The 17,693-nt window shown below is 71.8% G+C and carries 17 protein-coding genes; 12 read left to right on the forward strand and 5 right to left on the reverse strand.

Annotated elements, in window-relative coordinates; genetic code table 11:
* Positions 1 to 30 precede the first annotated feature (30 nt).
* Positions 31 to 1,713 carry a PucR family transcriptional regulator gene (locus tag AC068B_RS27920; protein WP_478674373.1) on the reverse strand — a complete coding sequence of 561 codons (1,683 nt, stop codon included), beginning with the start codon at positions 1,711 to 1,713 and terminating at the stop codon, positions 31 to 33.
* Positions 1,714 to 1,978: 265 nt separating this feature from the next.
* On the opposite strand from AC068B_RS27920, the gene AC068B_RS27925 reads away from it, so the two are divergent.
* The 3 genes from AC068B_RS27925 to AC068B_RS27935 all read left to right on the forward strand — a co-directional run bounded on the left by AC068B_RS27925 (position 1,979) and on the right by AC068B_RS27935 (position 4,984).
* On the forward strand, positions 1,979 to 3,133 hold the full coding sequence (locus AC068B_RS27925; protein ID WP_478674374.1) for a hypothetical protein: 1,155 nt from the start codon (positions 1,979 to 1,981) through the stop codon (positions 3,131 to 3,133).
* A 299-nt stretch (positions 3,134 to 3,432) separates the two neighbouring features.
* Positions 3,433 to 4,110 (forward strand): response regulator, encoded by a 678-nt coding sequence (locus AC068B_RS27930; RefSeq protein WP_478674375.1) that lies wholly within the window; start codon positions 3,433 to 3,435, stop codon positions 4,108 to 4,110.
* 127 nt (positions 4,111 to 4,237) lie between these two features.
* Entirely contained in the window at positions 4,238 to 4,984 is a 747-nt protein-coding gene (locus AC068B_RS27935; RefSeq protein ID WP_478674376.1) for a hypothetical protein, read from the forward strand.
* Between the two features lie 38 nt (positions 4,985 to 5,022).
* On the opposite strand, the gene AC068B_RS27940 is transcribed toward AC068B_RS27935, so the two are convergent.
* On the reverse strand, positions 5,023 to 5,424 hold the full coding sequence (locus tag AC068B_RS27940) for a winged helix-turn-helix transcriptional regulator (RefSeq protein ID WP_478674377.1): 402 nt from the start codon (positions 5,422 to 5,424) through the stop codon (positions 5,023 to 5,025).
* Positions 5,425 to 5,516: 92 nt separating this feature from the next.
* On the opposite strand from AC068B_RS27940, the gene AC068B_RS27945 reads away from it, so the two are divergent.
* The gene (locus AC068B_RS27945) at positions 5,517 to 6,356 is read left to right on the forward strand and encodes an SDR family oxidoreductase (protein WP_478674378.1); all 840 of its coding nucleotides are present in this window, start codon (positions 5,517 to 5,519) and stop codon (positions 6,354 to 6,356) included.
* A 100-nt stretch (positions 6,357 to 6,456) separates the two neighbouring features.
* On the opposite strand, the gene AC068B_RS27950 is transcribed toward AC068B_RS27945, so the two are convergent.
* On the reverse strand, positions 6,457 to 7,056 hold the full coding sequence (locus tag AC068B_RS27950) for a serine hydrolase (RefSeq protein WP_478674491.1): 600 nt from the start codon (positions 7,054 to 7,056) through the stop codon (positions 6,457 to 6,459).
* Between AC068B_RS27950 and AC068B_RS27955 the strand changes: the two genes are divergently transcribed.
* The gene (locus tag AC068B_RS27955; protein WP_478674379.1) at positions 7,056 to 9,848 is read left to right on the forward strand and encodes a hypothetical protein; all 2,793 of its coding nucleotides are present in this window, start codon (positions 7,056 to 7,058) and stop codon (positions 9,846 to 9,848) included. The genes AC068B_RS27950 and AC068B_RS27955 overlap by 1 nt on opposite strands.
* 46 nt (positions 9,849 to 9,894) lie before the next feature.
* On the opposite strand, the gene AC068B_RS27960 is transcribed toward AC068B_RS27955, so the two are convergent.
* Positions 9,895 to 11,004: a hypothetical protein gene (locus AC068B_RS27960; RefSeq protein WP_478674492.1), complete on the reverse strand. Its 1,110-nt coding sequence runs from the start codon at positions 11,002 to 11,004 to the stop codon at positions 9,895 to 9,897.
* 26 nt (positions 11,005 to 11,030) lie between these two features.
* Entirely contained in the window at positions 11,031 to 12,134 is a 1,104-nt protein-coding gene (locus AC068B_RS27965) for a hypothetical protein (RefSeq protein ID WP_478674380.1), read from the reverse strand.
* Positions 12,135 to 12,360: 226 nt separating this feature from the next.
* On the opposite strand from AC068B_RS27965, the gene AC068B_RS27970 reads away from it, so the two are divergent.
* From AC068B_RS27970 to AC068B_RS28000, 7 genes are all read left to right on the forward strand, one after another.
* Positions 12,361 to 12,768: a rodlin gene (locus tag AC068B_RS27970; RefSeq protein WP_478674381.1), complete on the forward strand. Its 408-nt coding sequence runs from the start codon at positions 12,361 to 12,363 to the stop codon at positions 12,766 to 12,768.
* A gap of 162 nt (positions 12,769 to 12,930) precedes the next feature.
* Positions 12,931 to 13,167 (forward strand): acyl carrier protein, encoded by a 237-nt coding sequence (locus AC068B_RS27975; protein ID WP_478674382.1) that lies wholly within the window; start codon positions 12,931 to 12,933, stop codon positions 13,165 to 13,167.
* Positions 13,164 to 14,408, forward strand: a complete 1,245-nt coding sequence (locus tag AC068B_RS27980; protein WP_478674383.1) for a beta-ketoacyl-[acyl-carrier-protein] synthase family protein — start codon at positions 13,164 to 13,166, stop codon at positions 14,406 to 14,408. Before AC068B_RS27975 ends, AC068B_RS27980 begins: the two co-directional genes overlap by 4 nt.
* Positions 14,409 to 14,421: 13 nt before the next feature.
* Positions 14,422 to 15,270 (forward strand): alpha/beta fold hydrolase, encoded by an 849-nt coding sequence (locus tag AC068B_RS27985; RefSeq protein ID WP_478674384.1) that lies wholly within the window; start codon positions 14,422 to 14,424, stop codon positions 15,268 to 15,270.
* Between the two features lie 45 nt (positions 15,271 to 15,315).
* Complete coding sequence (locus tag AC068B_RS27990; RefSeq protein ID WP_478674385.1) at positions 15,316 to 15,996, forward strand: helix-turn-helix transcriptional regulator; 681 nt, start codon at positions 15,316 to 15,318, stop codon at positions 15,994 to 15,996.
* A gap of 32 nt (positions 15,997 to 16,028) precedes the next feature.
* A complete protein-coding gene (locus tag AC068B_RS27995; RefSeq protein ID WP_478674386.1) occupies positions 16,029 to 16,523 on the forward strand; it encodes a DUF3291 domain-containing protein in 495 nt (164 codons plus the stop codon).
* A 103-nt stretch (positions 16,524 to 16,626) separates the two neighbouring features.
* A complete protein-coding gene (locus AC068B_RS28000) occupies positions 16,627 to 17,679 on the forward strand; it encodes a helix-turn-helix transcriptional regulator (protein WP_478674387.1) in 1,053 nt (350 codons plus the stop codon).
* The last annotated feature ends 14 nt before the right edge of the window (positions 17,680 to 17,693 follow it).

A 17,693-nucleotide genomic window follows, 5' to 3' on the forward strand; every position in this document is an offset into this window, starting at 1 on the left:
CGGTGGGCGGGCGGCGCCGTCCAGCGTGCGTCAGCGAGAGAACCGCGTCGAGGAGCGTTCGGACTCGCCGCCCCCGTCGTACAGCCCCATCAGACGCAACTGCAGCATCGCGGCGAACCGTTCGGACGGATCCTGGAGGTCGATCTGTCCCACTTCGGCGACGCGGCGGATCCGGTAGCGGAAGGTGTTGGGGTGGACGAACACGCTCGCGGACGCGCCGATCACGTCGCCGAACGCGTCCAGCCACGCCCGCAGCGTCTCGACGAGGTGGGCGTTGTGCCGACGGTCGTAGGCCGTCAACCGGGCGAGGGGCCCCGACAGTTCATCGCGGTTGGCGACCGCCAGGTCCCGCATCTCAAGGAGCAGCGCGTCGATGTGGACGTCCGCGATGGCGGCGACGCGCCGCGTGCCGTCGCCGGGTCGGCAGCACAGTACGCGCAGCGCGCGGTCCGCGTTCGTCCGGGATCGGGCCAGAGCGGCGGGTTCGGGTGCCACCGAGCCGATGCCGACGAGCGCGCCACCGCGGTCCCCGGTGCGCTGCAGGAAGTCCGCCGCCACCTGCACGGCCCGCTCGCGCGCGGACGCCGAGTCGTCGGGGACGGGGAACAGGGCGTAGACCGCATCGCCGAGCAGTGCCACCGCCGACCGCGGCTGCACCGCCGTCAGGTGCACGGCCAGCGCCCCGGCGAGCCGCTGCCGCTCGGCGGTGACCTGGGCGTGGTCGCCGTCCGCCGAGGTGCCGAGCCCCATGGCCAGGACGAGGATGGGTTCGTCGGCGAGGCCCAGCCGCCCCAGCGCCCCGACCGCCCCTGGACCGCCCTCCAGCGCGGTCGCCACCAGATCGGCGCGCAGCCGGTTCTCGGCGTCGGCGCCCGCCCGGAAGCGGAGCATGTGCAGGGCGACCAGCTTGGCCGCCTCCTTGAACGCCTCCTCGCGCTCCTTGGTGAGCGGTTCGCGCAGCGCCGCCCACACCGATCCGAGGGTCTCGTCACCGGCCCGCACGGCGATCGCCACCCGCGGCAGCGCGACCTCGTCGCCCAGGGCGGGCGGCGGGATGTGCACGGGCTGCTCGCTGCGGTAGAGCTCCTTGAAGACGCCGTGCTCCTCGTGGATGCGCAGATACCGCTCGGGCACCCGCCGGGCCAGGATGCTCGCCACGCGCGCCGGGTCCGCCTCGTCCTGGCGTCCGGAGAAGGCCAGGATGCGGGAGCTGCGGTCCTCGATGGTGATCGGCGCGTCAAGGAGGGTCGCGATCGCGTTGGCCAGCGCGAAGAGGTCCCCGGAGGGCACTCCGCCCAGGGTCTGTTCCCCGGGCCCGCCCACGTCGCCCTCCGAGAGCAGGGTCCGCAGCATCGCCGCCAGCTGGGCCCAGGACGCCCCGCGGGTCAGCGCAAGCAGCGCGATCCCGGTCTCGTCCGCCACGGCTTCGAGGGCCGCCGTGTCGACGGGCCCGCGCACGACGAGCGCCGCCGCGCCCACACCGGTGAGCCCGCGCATCAGCCGGGCGATATCCGCCGCCCCGTGCACACCGACCCCGAGCACGATGGCGCGCTCCGGATAGTGCTGTTCGTCGTGCGGATCGTGGATGCCGACGCCGCCGAGCTCCGCCGCGGCCGCGGGGTCGCCGAGGAGCAGGTCCAGGAGCGAGGGCCCGAGGTCGTCGAGCACCCGGCTCAGACCACGGGCGGGGTGCGACGACATGTGCCTGATCATCTCCGCAGGGTAGGACCGCTGCGCTCCCGCGCATCCGTACGTACGGACGAGATTACGCGGCTCGTTCCGTGCTACAGAACGAACTCCTGCCGATTCGCGGCCCTGGCGATGTCCGCGCGGGCAGTCATCGGGAGCCGCACCCTGAACCGCACCCGCCCCGGGGCGCCGACCGGTACGGTCACCGCACAGCAGGAGAATCCCGATGGGCGCGTCGAGCGTGAGATGCGGATACGGTGCTGACGTGATGATCGAGAGGGAGGGACCCGTGCCTGGAACCGTGCTGCTCATCGCGGCCGCCCCGGTGGGCAAGGGACGCCTGGTGGACGCGGCTTCCGTGCTTCCCGTCCTCGCGGCGGTGCCCACGGAGACGCTTGCAGGGACGCCGACCGCGAGCATCGTGGAACTGGCGGACCCGTTGGACCCGCAGACGGTGCTCACCCGGCTGAGGGCCGCGGCGATGGCGCCCGGGCCCCTGACGATCTATCTCATCGGGCAGGTCCACCTCGACCGGCGCCAGCGGCAGTTGCACGTCGCGCTCGCCCGGACCACCACGGCGACGGTGCGCTACACCGGGTTCCCGTGGCACTGGTTCACGCAGGAACTGCGGCTGCGCCCGGCGGGCAGCACCACGGTGATCGCCGACCTGCACACCGACCAGGAGAGCTGGCAGGCCCTCACCGCACAGCCCCTCGACGCGGGCCCCGCCGTCGCGCTCTACGGCCGCATCGCCCCGCCCGCCCGGCGTCGCACGACCGCGATCCCCGCGTACATGAAGGCCGTCGCGACGATCCTGCGCAGCGGTTACCGCCCGCCGCCGCTCCAACTCCACCAGCAGGCCGCCGCCCAGGGCCTCGGCGACGACGCCCCGGACCTGCTGCCCGCCCACGACCCCAGCACACCGTCCCCCGCCGCACCCGGCCCGCACCAGCCGCAGCCCGACGACGCCCACATGGACCCGCACGCCGCGATCACCGCGGCCGTCGAGGCGGGGCGGCACGGCGAGGCGGCCTCCCTGGCGGCGTCCTGGGAGCAGAGCGCGCTGCGCATGCACGGGCCGAGCTCCAAGGAAGCCATCCACTGGATGGAAGTACGGGCGGACCTGGCGAGGTTCGCGGGCGACCCGGCACGCAGCTGCGAGACCTGGCTCGCGGTGGCCTCGGCCCGGATCTCGGGGGGCCAGGCGCCCGATTCCCCCGAGGTGGAGGCGGCGGCAGACCGGGCCCACCACCTCTGGGACCGCATACGGGACGCCGAAGCCGTCCGCGCGCTGGGCCCCGCCCTGGTCTCCCTGCGCCGCCAGGTTCCCGGCCGCCAACGCGGCACGCTGCTGCTCGCGCAGCGCCGCCTGGAGCAGTTCCACACCCAGGAGACCCCGAGGGTTCCGGCGACCGGACCGCAGCCGACGGTGCGCACGCCCTGACGGTGCCCTGAGGGCAGCTCCCACCGCCGGGTCCTGAGGACACCCCTGTCTTTTTTCGCTCCCACCCCCACTCCCGCTGCCGTGCGGAAGTTGGCCTACTTCGAGCCAAAGTCGCCGAAGGCGGCGGAGATCGCCTCACATCTCCTCGCCCTGGTTCGTCAGTAGAGCGAGACAGCACCCGCCCTCACCACCGTTCCCCCGGCGGATCGGACCTTCGAGAGGCCACGCTGCGGTGGTCACACCCACCCCACCCGTCTCTCGCTGCCCATCCCTCGCCGCTCGCCTAGGGAGTAGACGCCATGAGCATCTCCGTGCTCCTCGTGGACACCGACGCCTTGCTGCGCACCTGCTGCGCCACGCTGCTCGCCGCGCAGCCGGACATAGAGGTGGTCGGGGAGGCCGGCGACGGAGCCCGGGCCGTGGAGCTCGCCGAGCGGCTCCGCCCGGACGTCGTCCTGATGAACCCACAACTGCCCGGCATGAGCGGCATGAGCGGCATCGAGGCGACCCGGCGCATCACGGCCCGCCCGCAGCTTTCCGGCGTACGCGTCCTCGCGATGGCCGCACCTGCCGCGGACTCGCAGGTGTTCGACGCGCTCGCGGCGCACGCCTGCGGATTCCTCTTCCAGGACGCCGAGCCCGACGAACTGCTGCGCGCGATCCGCGTGGTCTCCGAGGGCCAGGCACACCTGTCTCCCCGCATCGTGCAGCGCGTCATCGACGAATGCGTCCTGCGGGACCGGGCCCCGGGCATCCCGCTGGACGGCCTCACGCCGCGCGAGCGGGAAATGCTCGTGCTCATCGGCACCGGCCTCTCCAACCAGGAGATCGCCGAGAAGCTGTTCCTCTCCTGCACCACCGCCAAGACCCGGGCCTGCCGCATCCTGGCCAAACTGGGCGCCCGCAACCGGGTGGAGCTCGTCTCCATCGCCTACCAGTGGGGGCTCGTCCGGCGCCGGTCGGTGCCCATGGGCTGACGGGTCCCGGTCCGGTCGAGGGCGCGGGGACACCGCCTGTGACTCCTGAGTCACCCGCACAGTAGAGTGCCGCGGACGCACGCCGAAGCACGCCGACGCACGTCCAACGACAGGAGCCCCAGCCCTCATGAAGCGGACCCGAACCGCCCTGGCCGCGCCCGCTCTCGCCCTGGCCTCCCTCATGGTCCTCAGCGCCTGCGGAGACTCCGACTCGGATTCCTCGTCGTCGGATTCCTCCGCCGGAAAGCCGAAGGAATCGGCGAAGTCCCCGGAGAAGACCGCGGACCCGGCCGCCGAGCTGCGCCGTGCCGCCCTCACCGCGAACGATGTGAAGGGCTTCACGGTCAAGAAGCCCGATAAGAAGTACGCGTTCGCCACGTCCCAGGACCAGGTCAAGCTCGACAAATCCGTCTGCGCTCCGCTCGCGTACGCGACGAACCAGCTCCCCCTGGGCACCCCGAAGGCCGACCTGATCCGCTTGGCCACGGGAGCGAAGGGGCCGGGCGACTACACGTACGTCACGCTCGCCACGTACGCGAGCGGCGAGGCGAAGACCACCATGGCCGACCTCTCCAAGGCGATCCGCTCCTGCGGCGCGGGTTTCTCGGCCGAGGCGAACGGCAACAAGGGCGCGATCTCCTCGATCACCGCAGAGACCGCCCCCAAGCCGAGTGGTGCCGACGAGTCGCTCGCCTTCCGGGTCACCACGAAGCACGAGGGCGTCACCCACACCATGCGCGCCCAGACGGTCCGTCAGGGTGACACCATCGCGGTCTACTACGCGGTGGACGGCATGGCCTTCACCCAGGCACGCCCCGGCAACGCGAAGATCGGCAAGGGCATCGTGGACGCGCAGAGCGCGAAGCTGGCGTAGGCGTAGGCATAGCCATAGGCGTCGCGGAGGCGGGGCCCCTAAGACTTGATCTTCGGGGCCCCGTTTTTGCGTTCCGGCGCCTGCTGCGGCAGCCGCTCCGTGATCCGGTCGAACAAGTCCGTCAGCGGCTCACCGATGTCCTGACCGAACTCGGTCAGCCCGTAAGTGACCTGGGGCGGTGTCGTCGGCTCGACCTCCCGCCAGACCAGGCCGTCCTGGACCAGCGCGCGCAATGTCTGGGCGAGCATCTTCTCGCTGATCCCCTGGATGCTGTCGCGCAGCTCATAGAACCGAAGGTCGTTGCTCCGCAAGGAGATCAGGACCCACACCCCCCACCTGCTGGTGACGTGGTCGACCACGCCGCGCGCGGGGCAGTCGGTGTGAAACACCTCATAGGGACGGTCCGACTCGGCCTGCGTAAGCTGCGCGCCTTCCTTCATGTCCGGAGCTTACCTCCGGGTATGTTCTTACGAAAAGTAAGCCCGGCTCCTAGCGTCAACTTCCGTAGTGCACAACGGACTAGGAGCAGAACATGATCGTGGTGACCGGGGCTACCGGAAACGTGGGCCGGCCCCTGACGCAGGCCTTGGCCGAGGCGGGCGAGCAGGTGACGGCGGTGTCGCGGCACGCGGCCGCGGTGCCGGACGGGGTGCGGCACGTGTCGGCCGACCTGGCCGATCCGGCGGGCCTCGCCCCCGCGTTGGACGGCGCGAAGGCGCTGTTCGTCCTGCTCTCCGGGGACCTGCACGCGCCGGACGCCACGCCGACCGACATCGTCGACCTGGCCGCGTCCTTCGGGGTGCGCCGGGTCGTCCTGCTGTCCTCGCAGGGCGTGGCGACCAGGCCGCTCGGCCCGACGCGGGTCGCGATGCGCGGGGTGGAAGACGCGCTGAGGGAGTCCGGCCTGGACTGGGCGGTCCTGCGACCGGGCGGCTTCGCCTCCAACGCCTTCGCCTGGGCGGAGTCCATCCGCACCCAAGGGACGGCCGCCGCACCCTTCGGCGACGTCGGGGTGCCGGTCGTCGACCCGGTGGACATCGCCGAGGTCGCGGCGGCCTGCCTGCTGGACGCCCGGCACGACGGAGGGGTCTACGAGCTCACCGGGCCGGAGGTGATCACGCCGCGTCAGCAGGTGGAGGCCATCGCCGCCGCGCTCGGCTCGCCGGTGCGGTTCCACGAACTCACCCGCGACGAGGCCAAGGCCGGGATGATCCGGTCCGTGCCGCCGGAGCTCGCCGACGACACCCTGGACATCATCGCCGCCCCGAACCCCGCCGAACTGCGGATCAGCCCGGACGTGGAACGAGTCCTCGGCCGCGCCCCCATCCCTTTCAGCGGCTGGGCCGAGCGCAACATCGCCGCATTCCGCTGAGGTATCAGGCCCGGCTGTATCGCCGCTGCGGCCGATGAACCTCCGCTCCCCGTGCGCCAGTTGCTCCGCAACGCCCACGGGGAGCCGTCGGATGCCCGCCCTAGCGCCGCAGTTGCGCGGGGGAGAGCAGGCGGTCGGGCACCGGCAACGCGCCGGGGGCCCGCTTCGCCGGGGCGCCGCTCACCGCTCCGTCCATGTACCTGACCAGCGCTTCGCCGATCGGGTTCGGCAGCGGCCTGCCGTCCTCGTCGAACCGCTCGTACTTCATCAGGTTGTAGCCGATCGCGGCCTGGCGGCGCCCGTCCTCCGTGGACAGCGCCCAGGTCCCCGCCCCGAACACGCCGCCGTCATGGCCCCAGTACCAGCCGCCACCGGGCATCTTGAGGGTGAACAGGCCGAGCCCGCACCGCAGCACGACCTCCTGCCCCGGCTCCGGCTCGTGCGCGGGCACCGTCGTCTTCATCTCCCGCAGCTCCGCCGCGCCGAGCAGCTTCCCGCCCAGGAGCCGACGGTAGAAGTCGTTGAGATCGTCCATCGTGGAGACCAGGTTCCGGGCCGCAACGACTGCCGACTGATCGGAGCCGGTACCATCCGCAGGTTCTGCATGTGGGGAAACCAGCGGGGAATCATGCGGGGCAAGACACGGGAGAGAGGTAACAAGCGCGGATGTTGTGGCTCTGGAGTTGGCACCGACTTCAATTGCTGAAGGTCAGGGACTTCTTCGAGCCGGACATGGACATCATCTACGACCGGACCGTGGACGATGCCGTGAACGACCCGAGCACGGAGCAACTGCTGCGGGCGCACAGCAGCGTGACGAAGGTCGACCTCCGGGAGGAGCTGCTCGCCCCGCTCTTCAAGGACTTCACCATCAGCCGGTGCCCGGACGTCGAACTGCAGACGTTCGAGAGGGCAGGACAGGCCCTGGCGGAGATCGAGGAACGGCGTCGTGACGCGGAGAGCGAGGCGGCCTGGAACTGGCGGGTGGCCTGTTCACTGCTGGCTCTCGGCGCGCTCGCGGTGCTTCTCTTCGGCAACCTGCTGTGGCTGGGCGCGTCGGTGGTGACCGCGGTGGCCCTGTTGTCCGTGCTGCACCGGTGCGGTGCGTCAGTGAGCGGCCACCTGCTGCGGTCCCTGAAAGAGGCCGCGCTGGCGGTGAGTTGGGCGGTGCAGCGCTTCGAGGTCGGGGTGCGGGCCGTCCACTGGGGCAAGGTGCTCCTGAAGGAAGGCATTCTGCCTGCGGTCCCGCATGTCGTGCGCCGCCTGGTGGGCGATGAACCCGACTCCGTGTTCCTCCCGGACCGGTCGTCGGGGCTGCGCACCCCTCGATCTCCCGCACACGTCGTGGACACCCGGGCGATGCTCCAGCTGGAGCGCAAGCTCGACCAGGTCGAGTACGGCACCATCGCAGTGTGCGGACCGCGGGGCTCCGGCAAGACGACCCTGCTCGAAGGGTGCGTCAAGGACGCCGAGCTGGGCCTGCTGGCCCAGGCCCCGGCCACCTACGCTCCCCATGACTTCCTGCTCTCCCTGTCCGTGCGGCTGTGCGAGACCTACCTGGGCAACGAGGGGTACGACGTCCCCGAGTTCACCCGCCTCTCGCCCACCCGGCGGCTGCTGCGCCGGGTCTGGTCGCGGCTGCGGAGGCTGGGCCGTTGGAGCGTGTTCGCCCTCCCGGCGGCCGCCCTGGTGGTGCTCGGCCTGTCGGCCCCCGCCCGCTCCCTGTACACGGATTACGCCGACTCCATCGGAGATACCGGTCGCGAGCAGGGTGACGGGTTCCGCGACGCCGTCGTCGACATCTGGCAGGGGCACGCCGTCGTCGCGAGCCTGTGCGTCACCCTCGCGGGCCTTGTCTGGTGGCAGTCGCGGCACGCCGCCTGGCTGCCCCGGCTGATCAAGGAGAGCTGGCGAAGGTCCGGCCGGGCCCTGGGCCACCTTCTCCAATGCCTGGCGGCGCTCAGCCTCGTCCTGGACGAACAGGTGAGGCAACTGGACCTGGACATCGGGCCACAGACGCTGGCGACGGCGGGCCTGCTGGCTCTGACGTGGAGGTTCTGCGTCGCCTGTCGTGACTCCGGCTTCGAGTTCGACCTGGGACGGTGGCACATCAGCCTGCGGCGGCTGTTCCAGCCGCTGGCGGCGATCGGCGCCCTCGCCCTCGTGCTGTACGTGGTCGACAGCCCCGAGATCCGCCCGCTGCTCGCCGATGAGGACAACCCCCTGCGCATGGCCGTCTTCATGGTGGGCCTGGCGCTGGTCGGCGTGGGGCGGTGGGAGCCGCGGCTCGATGAACCGGAGCTGGTCACCCGGTGCCGCAACCACCTCTACCGGCTGCAGACCATCCAGATGTCCGGCAACACCCTCAACGCCACCGGCCCCGCCCAGGTCCTGACACTCGGCGGCTCCCACTCCACATCCGTCACCACCGTCCCGCCCACCTACCCCGAACTCGTCGACAGCTTCCGTGAGCTGCTGACCCAGATCGCCTGGGCGCTCCACCTGCGGAACACCGGGCGGGGAGGCGAGGCGAGCAGGGCCGTCGTCATCGCCATCGACGAGGTCGACCGGCTGGGCTCCGACACCGAGGCCCTGGCCTTCCTCAGCGAGATCAAGGCCGTCCTCGGCGTCCCGTACGTCTACTACCTCATCTCGGTGGCCGAGGACGTCGGTGCCACGTTCGTCCGTCGCGGCCTGCCCCACCGGGGCGTCACCGACAGCTCCCTGGACGACATCGTCCACGTCCAGCCGAGCACCCTCGAAGAATCGAGGACCATCCTCGCCGTACGCACCGACCGGCTCACAGAGCCCTACGTGCGGCTCGCCCACGCTCTGTCCGGCGGCATCCTGCGCGACCTCATGCGCTACGGCATCCAGATCAGCGAAATGCAGGAGAAGTCGCAGAGCCACGAACTCACCGACATCTCCCGCCACCTGGTCCTCGAGGAACTCTCCGAGACCCTCGCCGGGTTCAGGACCCTGCTGAGCAAACACCAGTGGACGCCGGAGACCCGTACGGTCCTCAGCCGGTTCGGCACGCTCGTCACCTACCTGAGCGACCCCCGGCCCTGCCCCTGCACCCAGGCCAAACTGCAGACCACCCTCGAAGAGTTCGCCTTCGGCGGCGCCGACGACCACCTTCAGCCCGCCCTCGCCGGACAGCTGACGCCCGAGGCCCTCCAGCTCATCGACGAGGCCTCCGCCTACGCGTACTTCTCCTTGACGCTGCTCGACATCTTCACCGTCAGGCCCTTCTCCCAGCGGGCCACGGACGCCGCCGCACGAGGCGAAGGCGGCGAACCGGAGCGCCTCGCCCAGGCGCGCCAGGAACTCGGCATATCGGCCTACAGCGCGCGACCGCTCATCGACAGCATCCGCGTGTCCTGGTCACTGCCCCTGGCCACCGCAGACAGCCGCCGCGTCCCCCGGCAGAGCCCCTGCACGATGCACGCCCGCCAGGTACCACACCTGCCGGGGGCCCCGACGAGATGACGAGGAGCGTGTACGTCGACGCCCCCTGCCGCTCCCCGGACACCCCTCAGCCGAACCGCAGGATGCGCGGCGCGAACGTGCTCTCGGGACCGGCGGCCCGGCCGACCGCCCACACCGTCTCCGTGCCCGGCACCGGCGCCAGTTGCAGCAACGAGGAGTCACCCTCCCCGGCCACCGCCGGTTCGTCGTACCCGGTGAACGACTGCCCGTCCCAGGCGAGGAAGTCCGGCCCGGGGACGAGCGGAGGATAGGTGCCCGGCGGGCCCCACTTCTGCGAGCGGGCCACTCCGACCCAGCCCAGCTTGCCGGACGCGGCGGGTGCCAGCGAGGTGATCGCTCCGAAGTCGGTGGGCACGGCTACCCGGCTCCACGTCTCCCCGTCCCACCGCATCAGGAGCGGCGGAATCGGCTTGCCCGGCGGGCCGCCCACGAACCCGGCCGTGCCACCCGCCCACACCTCCGTCGGCGAGGTCGCGAGCACCGAGCCCACACCCGCCCGCGGGAACCCGTCCACGATCGTCTGCTGCCACTCCTGACCGTTCCAGTGCGACACGGCCGCACCCGAGGCGCCCGACCCCGCGGCCCAGACGTCGTCGGCCGCCAGGATGTGCAGCCCCCACACGGCCCCCGGCGGCACCGGCAGATCCCGCCAGCCCCCGCCGTCCCGCCGCAGCAACACCTGCGCCCCGTCCCGCGAGCCGATCAGCCACGTCTCACCGCCGCCCGCGACGGCTTTGGTCAGCACGACACCGCGCGGCGCCCGGCTCTCGTGCCAGGCGGTGCCGTCGAAGCGGAGCAGGCGCGCGCCGCCCGCCGAGTCGCGCCCGACCGCCCAGGCCGCCTTCGCCGAGGCCGCGGCGATGGAGAGCAGTTCCCCCTGCCAGCCGACCCCGGGCAGGTCCTGGCGCTGCCACGCGGCGCCGTCCCAGCGCAGCACCAGCGGGAACCCCGGCGCCTCGCGCCCGACGGCGTCGGCGCCTACCGCCCACGCCCGGTCGGGGCCGAACGCCACGGCCTCGCTCAGCGCGGCCTGCGGTCGCACCTGCGCCGGGACCGGAACGTGCACCCAGGACCGGGGTTCCGCCGCCGCAGAGGACATGACGGCCACGACGGTCAGGGCGACGGCGAGGGCCGCGACGAGCAGTCGGCGCGGCACGGATGGCCGAAGTCGGCGCGTCATGGTCAGTCTCCCCACCGCTCGCTCATCAGGTTCGGTTTGGAGCCGTAGATCTCGACGGTCCCGAAGGACAGCAGCCCGGCCCCGGCGGTCGCCAGCGCACGCGGTTTCACGTCGATGGCGCTCGCGCGCTCCGGGCCGTAGGAGAAGGTGACGCGACGGCCGTCCACCCGCGCGTACTTCGACTGGAACGCGCGGTCGCTGCGCACTGGCAGCCACAGCGCGTGGTCCGGGCCGCGCACCATCGCGGCGGTGTGGGTGTCGCCCAGCGGCGGGTACGTGGTGCGCCAGGCGTGCCCGTTCCACGTCATCAGGTAGGTGCGGCCCACGCCGTCGGTGTACTGGCTGCCGCCGATGGTCATCCGGCCGTGCGGTTCGAGGAGCGTCGTGTGCACGTTGCTGTTCGGCGGCAGGGGCACCTTCGCGTCCTGCCAGGCCTTGCCGTCCCAGTGCAGAACGGTGGTGCCGTTGGTGGTGTCCGCCCAGGCCCAGGCGTCGTCGGCCGCACGCGCGGTGATCCCCATCAGGAACAGCACGCCGTCCGGGGTGGGCTGCGTGGTCCAGGTGACACCGTCGTAGCGCAGCACCTTCAGTCCGGTGCTGTCCTCACCGACGACCCATGCGGCACCCGGTACCGCGGTGAAGTCCTGGTACGTCCACAGGGTCTGGGGGAGCGGGACGGTGCTCCACCCACTCGCCGACCGGCGCAGGATTTCCCCCGCCCCGTCGCGGGTCCGGAAGATCCACGTCTCCTTGCCGACGAACTGCACCTTGCCGAGCCTGCCCGGCGCATCGGCACCGGGGAACGTCGTGTCCCGGCTCCACGCCTTGCCGTCCCATCGGTGGAGCAACGGCCTTGGCCCGTCGGCGGCCTGTTCGGTCCCGGTGGCCCACGCCTCGCCCGGCCCGCGCGCGGCGAGATCGGACACGTTCGCAGGCGGGGCAGCCGCAGGCACCGGCAGCGCCGACCAACTCGCCTCCACGGCCGCGTCGGACCGCACGGCCGCAGCCGACGTGGCAGCCACGGCCGGTGGGACGACCGCGGTCGGTGACAGGACCGCGGCACACGCGATCACGGCACCGATGACGACCGTACGGAGACCTTTCACGGGACCCCCCAGGGCGCGAAGGTCGCACAGCATATTGGCATGAACACGCCCGTGGATAGACGGCATTCGGCCGTCAGGGTCCACGTGAGGACCCTCCCGTGTTCGCCTGCCGCCGTCGTCAGCTTCGCCACGCCGACACTCCGCCAACGAGTGAATGGCGCCGGGCCCGGGGTGTTCCCGAATGTACTGGCCTTTTCCGGCAACTCACGTTCCGTACTGGAGTGACATGCGTACCCGTAATCTCCCCCTCGCCCTGAGCCTCGCCGCCGCCGCACTGGCCGGCGGCGCCGGTAGCGCGGCCGCCATCGGCGACGACGCCGGCACCACCTCGCTCAGCGGCAACGGCGCCGAGCAGGCGTTCGGCAACAGCGCCACCCAGGGGGACCTCAGCCCGCAGGCGCGCCTGGTCGACGGCTCGGTGAACAAGCTCTGCGCCGGAGTTCCCGTGAAGGCGAACGTGGGCGCCCTCGTCGGCATCCTCGTGCCGGTCGCCGTCCAGGACATCCCGGTCCTCTCGGCGCCGCAGAACCAGCAGTGCGCCGAGAACTCCACGCAGGCCAAGGGCGACGAGCCGCTGTCGCACCTCGTCAGCGACATCCCGGCCCTTTCGGGCAACGGCGTGCACAACCACTGATCTCAGCGCGCTCCTCGGGCCGGGTATCCAGCCCGGCCCGAGGTGTGTTCGGGGCGTCGCACCGGAGCCGGGAAAAGCACCCCCCGCCGCCCGTGACCCGTGACCTCCCAAGCAGTGACGCGTTCCCCAGTGGACCATCGCAAGGCAAGGAGCGGTACCGAAGTGGAAGCCACTGATCGCGTCACGGTTCTCTTGAACAAGAACTTCGGGGTCCGTCTCGACGACGTGTCCCCCGACGCCCCCCTGTACCAGCTGTCCATCGACTCCCTCGCGCTGGAGGAACTCCTCCTGCAGATCGAGGACGAGTGCGCCATCGACATGGCCGACATGACGCTGACGTCGCGCGACACGGTCGCCGCCCTGATGTCCGTCGTACGCCAGAAGGCAGCGGCGGCATGACGGCTGCGACTCGGGAACCCGCCGCGGTCGTCGTGACGGGGCTCGGCCTGGTGACCGCCGCGGGCATCGGCGTGAAGGACACCTGGAGCCGGGTCACCACTGCCACCGCCCCCCGCGGAGTGCGACGGCCGGACTCGTTGCGGGATCTGCCCTGCGACTTCATGTACACCATCGACGACCTCGACATCGACGCCGTCCTCGGTGTGGCCAGCCACCGGCTCATGGACCGCTTCGCCCAACTCGCGGTCGTCGCCGCCCGGGAGGCCGTGGCGGACGCGGGACTCGCCCCCGACGCCTGGGACAGCACACGCGTCGCGGTGGTCGTCGGCTCGGCCCACGGCGGCCTCACCTTCTACGACGAGCAGCAGGCCGTACTGACCGAGCGCGGCACACGCAGGGTGTCCCCGCGCATGGCACCGCTCAGCGTCGTCAACGGAGCCGCGGGCAGCGTCGCCAGGGACCTCGGCACCCGCGGACCCAGCCTCGCGGTGGCCACCGCCTGCTCCTCCGGCACGGACGCGATCGGCACCGCCCTCCAGCTGCTGCGCGCCGGGGCCTGCGACATCGCCGTCACCGGCGGCGCGGAGTCCATGTTCTCCCGGTCGGTCTTCGCCGGAACGTGCAACGCAAAAGCGCTCTCCACCCGGACCACGGACCCCGCCGCGGCCTGCCGCCCGTTCGACGTCGACAGGGACGGGTTCGTCGTGGGGGAGGGGGCCGGGGTGCTGGTGCTCGAACGTGCGGAACACGCGCGGGCCCGCGGCGCCAAGTCCCGTGCCGCCGTGCGCGGGTACGGGGCGGCCACCTCCAGCGAGGCGTCCTCGCCCGTCGCCACGAGCGAAGCGGGCATCGAGCTGGCGCTGCGCGCCGCGCTCGCCGACGCCGGTGTCTCCCCGCGCGATGTCGGACACGTCAACGCACACGGCACGTCCACCGTCATGAACGACCTGGTGGAAGCCGCCGTACTGCACCGGGTGCTGGGTGAAGGGCCGTTGGTGACCTCCACCAAGTCCATGACCGGGCACACGCTGGGCGCCGCCGGTGGCATCGAGGCGGCCTTCACCGTCCTCGCCCTGGAGGAGCAGCTGGTGCCCGCCACGGTGAACCTCCGGACGCAGGACCCGGGCGTACCCGTCGAGGTGGTGGCCGGGACCGCCAGAACGGCCCGCCTCGACTGTGCGGTGAGCACGTCGCTCGGCTTCGGCGGGCACAACGCCGTACTCGTCCTCGCTCGCGACTGAACCGGGAAGAAGCATGATCCAGGAACACATCCGCACGGTGACCGTGCACGGAGTGTCGTACACCTACCGGGTACTTCAGCAGTCGGACTCGACCGTGGCGCCGGTCCTCGTGCTGGGCGGAGTGCTTGAGGGCATGCACGACTGGGCCTACCTGGAAGGGGCGGTCCTGCCGAGGGCGAGCCTGGTCACCGTGGACCTGCCCGGGCTGGAACCCGCCGCGTTCCAGGGCGTCGGCCAGGACGGCCTCGACACCCTCTGCACAGGGCTCGAGGGCATCATCGAGGACCTCGGCGCCGACCGCGTCAGTCTCTACGGCTACTCCCTGGGCGCGGCCGTCACGCTGCAGTACGCGCAGCGCCGCCCCGAGCGCGTCGAGCGCCTGCTCATCGGGGGCGTCCCCGGGGACGCCACGGAAGAGCTCGTCACCCATCTGCGGAGCGCCGTCGACCGGGCGAGGAACGGCGACGCGGACGGCTTCGCCGACCTGATGGCCGACGGTCTGCTGTGCCTCGACGAGAGCCACCACGTCTACCGCAGGGACCTGACCCGCGGCTACCTGCGGCGCTTCATGCGCAACGCGGCCCGCGTGCCGCGCAAGGTGGACCTGCTCGCCACCGCTCTGACCAGTCGCCGCCGCCCCCTGAAGGGCGGCCTGTCGGGTGTGCCGACGATGGTCTTCAGCGGTGAGCACGACCACCTCCACCCCCGCGAGCGACTGCAGGCCTTCGCCGCGACGATCGAGGGCAGCCGGTTCGTGACGTTTCCCGACTGCGACCACATGCTGCCGCTGCAGCGCCCCGAGGCGGTCACCTCCCTCGTGGGCTCCTTCCTCGTGGACGAGCCCGCCGCCGACGTCCGGTAGCGGCCGCGGAACGTCTCCCGCCGGTGCTGTTCCTAGAATGGCCAGGTGGAGGACATTGACGCGATCGCGGTACTGCAGGATCCGGTGCGGCGTCGTCTGTACGAGTACGTGGCCGGGCAAGGCCGCGAGGTCGGCCGCAACGAGGCCGCCGAGGCGGCCGGAGTGGCCCGCACGCTCGCGGCACACCACCTGGACAAGCTGGTGGCCGCCGGGCTGCTGGAGAGCGGCAGCCGTCGCCTGACGGGCCGTTCGGGGCCGGGGGCGGGCCGCCCCGCCAAGGTGTACACGCGCTCACGGACCGAGCGGTCGGTGTCGCTGCCCGCCCGCGACTACCGCACCGCCGCCGAACTGCTCGCCGAGGCTGCCGAGGAGGCCGGTCTGGACGCCGGGCTCTGTGCGGCCGCGCGCCGCCGGGGTGAGGCCCTGCGCGGCGCGACGGCGCCCTGCGACGACCTCGACGAGGCCGCGGGGATGCTGGCCGCGCGCGGCTACGAACCGCACATCGAAGGCGCCGAGGAGGCGAGTGGGGCGACCGACCGCGTCGTGCGCATGCGCAACTGCCCCTTCCACGCCGTCGCCGAACGTTTTCCGCCGCTCGTCTGCGGCATGAACCTCGCGCTGCTCGAGGGGCTGCTCGGAGCGGACGGGCCGGTCCGCGCCCGGATGGACGCCCGGCCGGGGGAGTGTTGCGTCGTTCTGGAGTCTTCTAAAAATAATGATGATTGACATAGAAAAGCGGCCCGTGCTGGGATGAGGTCATGACCTCATCCGCGCCCGTCGCGCATCTTGCCGAGCTCAACCTCGCCAAGCTCAGCCACCCGTTGACCGACCCGCGCATCGCACCGTTCGTCGAACTGCTCAACCCGGTCAACGCCGCCGCCGACGGCGCGCCCGGCTTCGTGTGGCGGCTCGTGGAGGAGGGGGAGCCCGACGCCACCGCGCTGCGCCCCGCGGGCGAGGACGTCATCATCACCATGTCGGTGTGGGAAACCCCCGAAGCCCTTTGGGAGTTCACCTACCGCAGTGGACACCTGGAAGTGATGCGGCGGCGGCGCGAGTGGTTCGAGCGGCACGTCGAGGCGCACCTGGTGCTGTGGTGGGTTCCCGCCGGACACCTCCCGACGGTGGACGAGGCGCTGGAGCGGCTGGCGGACCTGCGGGCGAACGGGCCCTCCCCGCGCGCGTTCACCTTCGCCTCCACCTACACCGCGGCAGAGGCCGCCGAACACCTCCAGGTCGTCCCGACCCCCTAGCGCCCGCCTCCCCGGGTGACACGAGACATGGCGATACCAGACGTAATGTCAAGGTGTGCGAAAAACCCGGCAGTTGCGGGGGAGCGGCTGCCATGCTCGACCCATGGTCATGGGGACGAGTACGGGGACGAGCGCGCCGGTCCCGGTGAGTCGCGCCCTGCCGGAAGCGGCGGCGCGCGCGGGGACCGTGGCGGAGCTGGGCAGCGTGCTCTCACGGCAGCTCGGCCGGGTCCTGCCGCACGACGGATACCTGCTCTCCGGGTTCGACCCCGTCACGGGCGCGCGGTGCTTCCTGGCCTGCGAGAACAGCTACAGCAGCGCAGCGCGCCGCCGGATGGACCGGGCGAACGCCCTCGGCAGGACCCGCCGACCCGTCGCCGACCTCCTGCACGGACCCTGCCCGGCCGTCGTGCTCGGCGCGGGCGCGCAGGACCCGGGCCCCGAGACGCTGCGCCTCCACGACCTCATGGCCGCCGACGACTACGGCAGCGAGCTGTGCATCGCCCTGTCCCGACGCGGCGTCGCGCGGGGCGCGTTGGTGCTGCTGCGCGAGCGGGGCTCCAGGCCGTTCTCCCCCGCGGAGGCCGTCCGCGCCGCCGAACTGGCGCAGCCGCTCGCCGCGGCCGTGACGCGGTACGTGGCGGACAAGCCGATGCGCCCCCGACAGCTCCACCTGCCACCGGCCATCGTCGTCATCGGCAAGAACGACGAGATCGCCGGGGCGACCTCGGCAGGACGCGACGCGCTGCGCGGAATCCTGCCCGGCGTCTACCCCGCCGCCGACCAGGAGCTGTTCAGCTTCATCTGGCACATCACCTACACCGTCCGCCGCACCGGAACGCCCGCGATCACCCGCGCCCCCACTCCGCTGGGATGGTTCTCGCTGCAGGCACACCCGCTCGACGGCGCGATGACAGGCGACGTCGTGGTCACGCTGCAGCCCGCCCCGGCCGCCGAACTGCTGCCCGCGCTCACCCACTGGTACGGCATCACCGCCAGGGAGCGGATGGTCGTCGAGGGAGCGCTGCAGGGGCAGGCCAACAAACAGATCGCCCGCCGACTCGACCTGTCACCGCACACGGTGAACGACCACTTCAAGGCGGTCTACCGCAAGACCGGCGTGACCAGCAGGGAGGAGCTCATCGCCTGCCTGTGAGGTCGACGGGAGCG

The sequence above is a fragment of the Streptomyces sp. NPDC042371 genome (genome assembly GCF_056437465.1).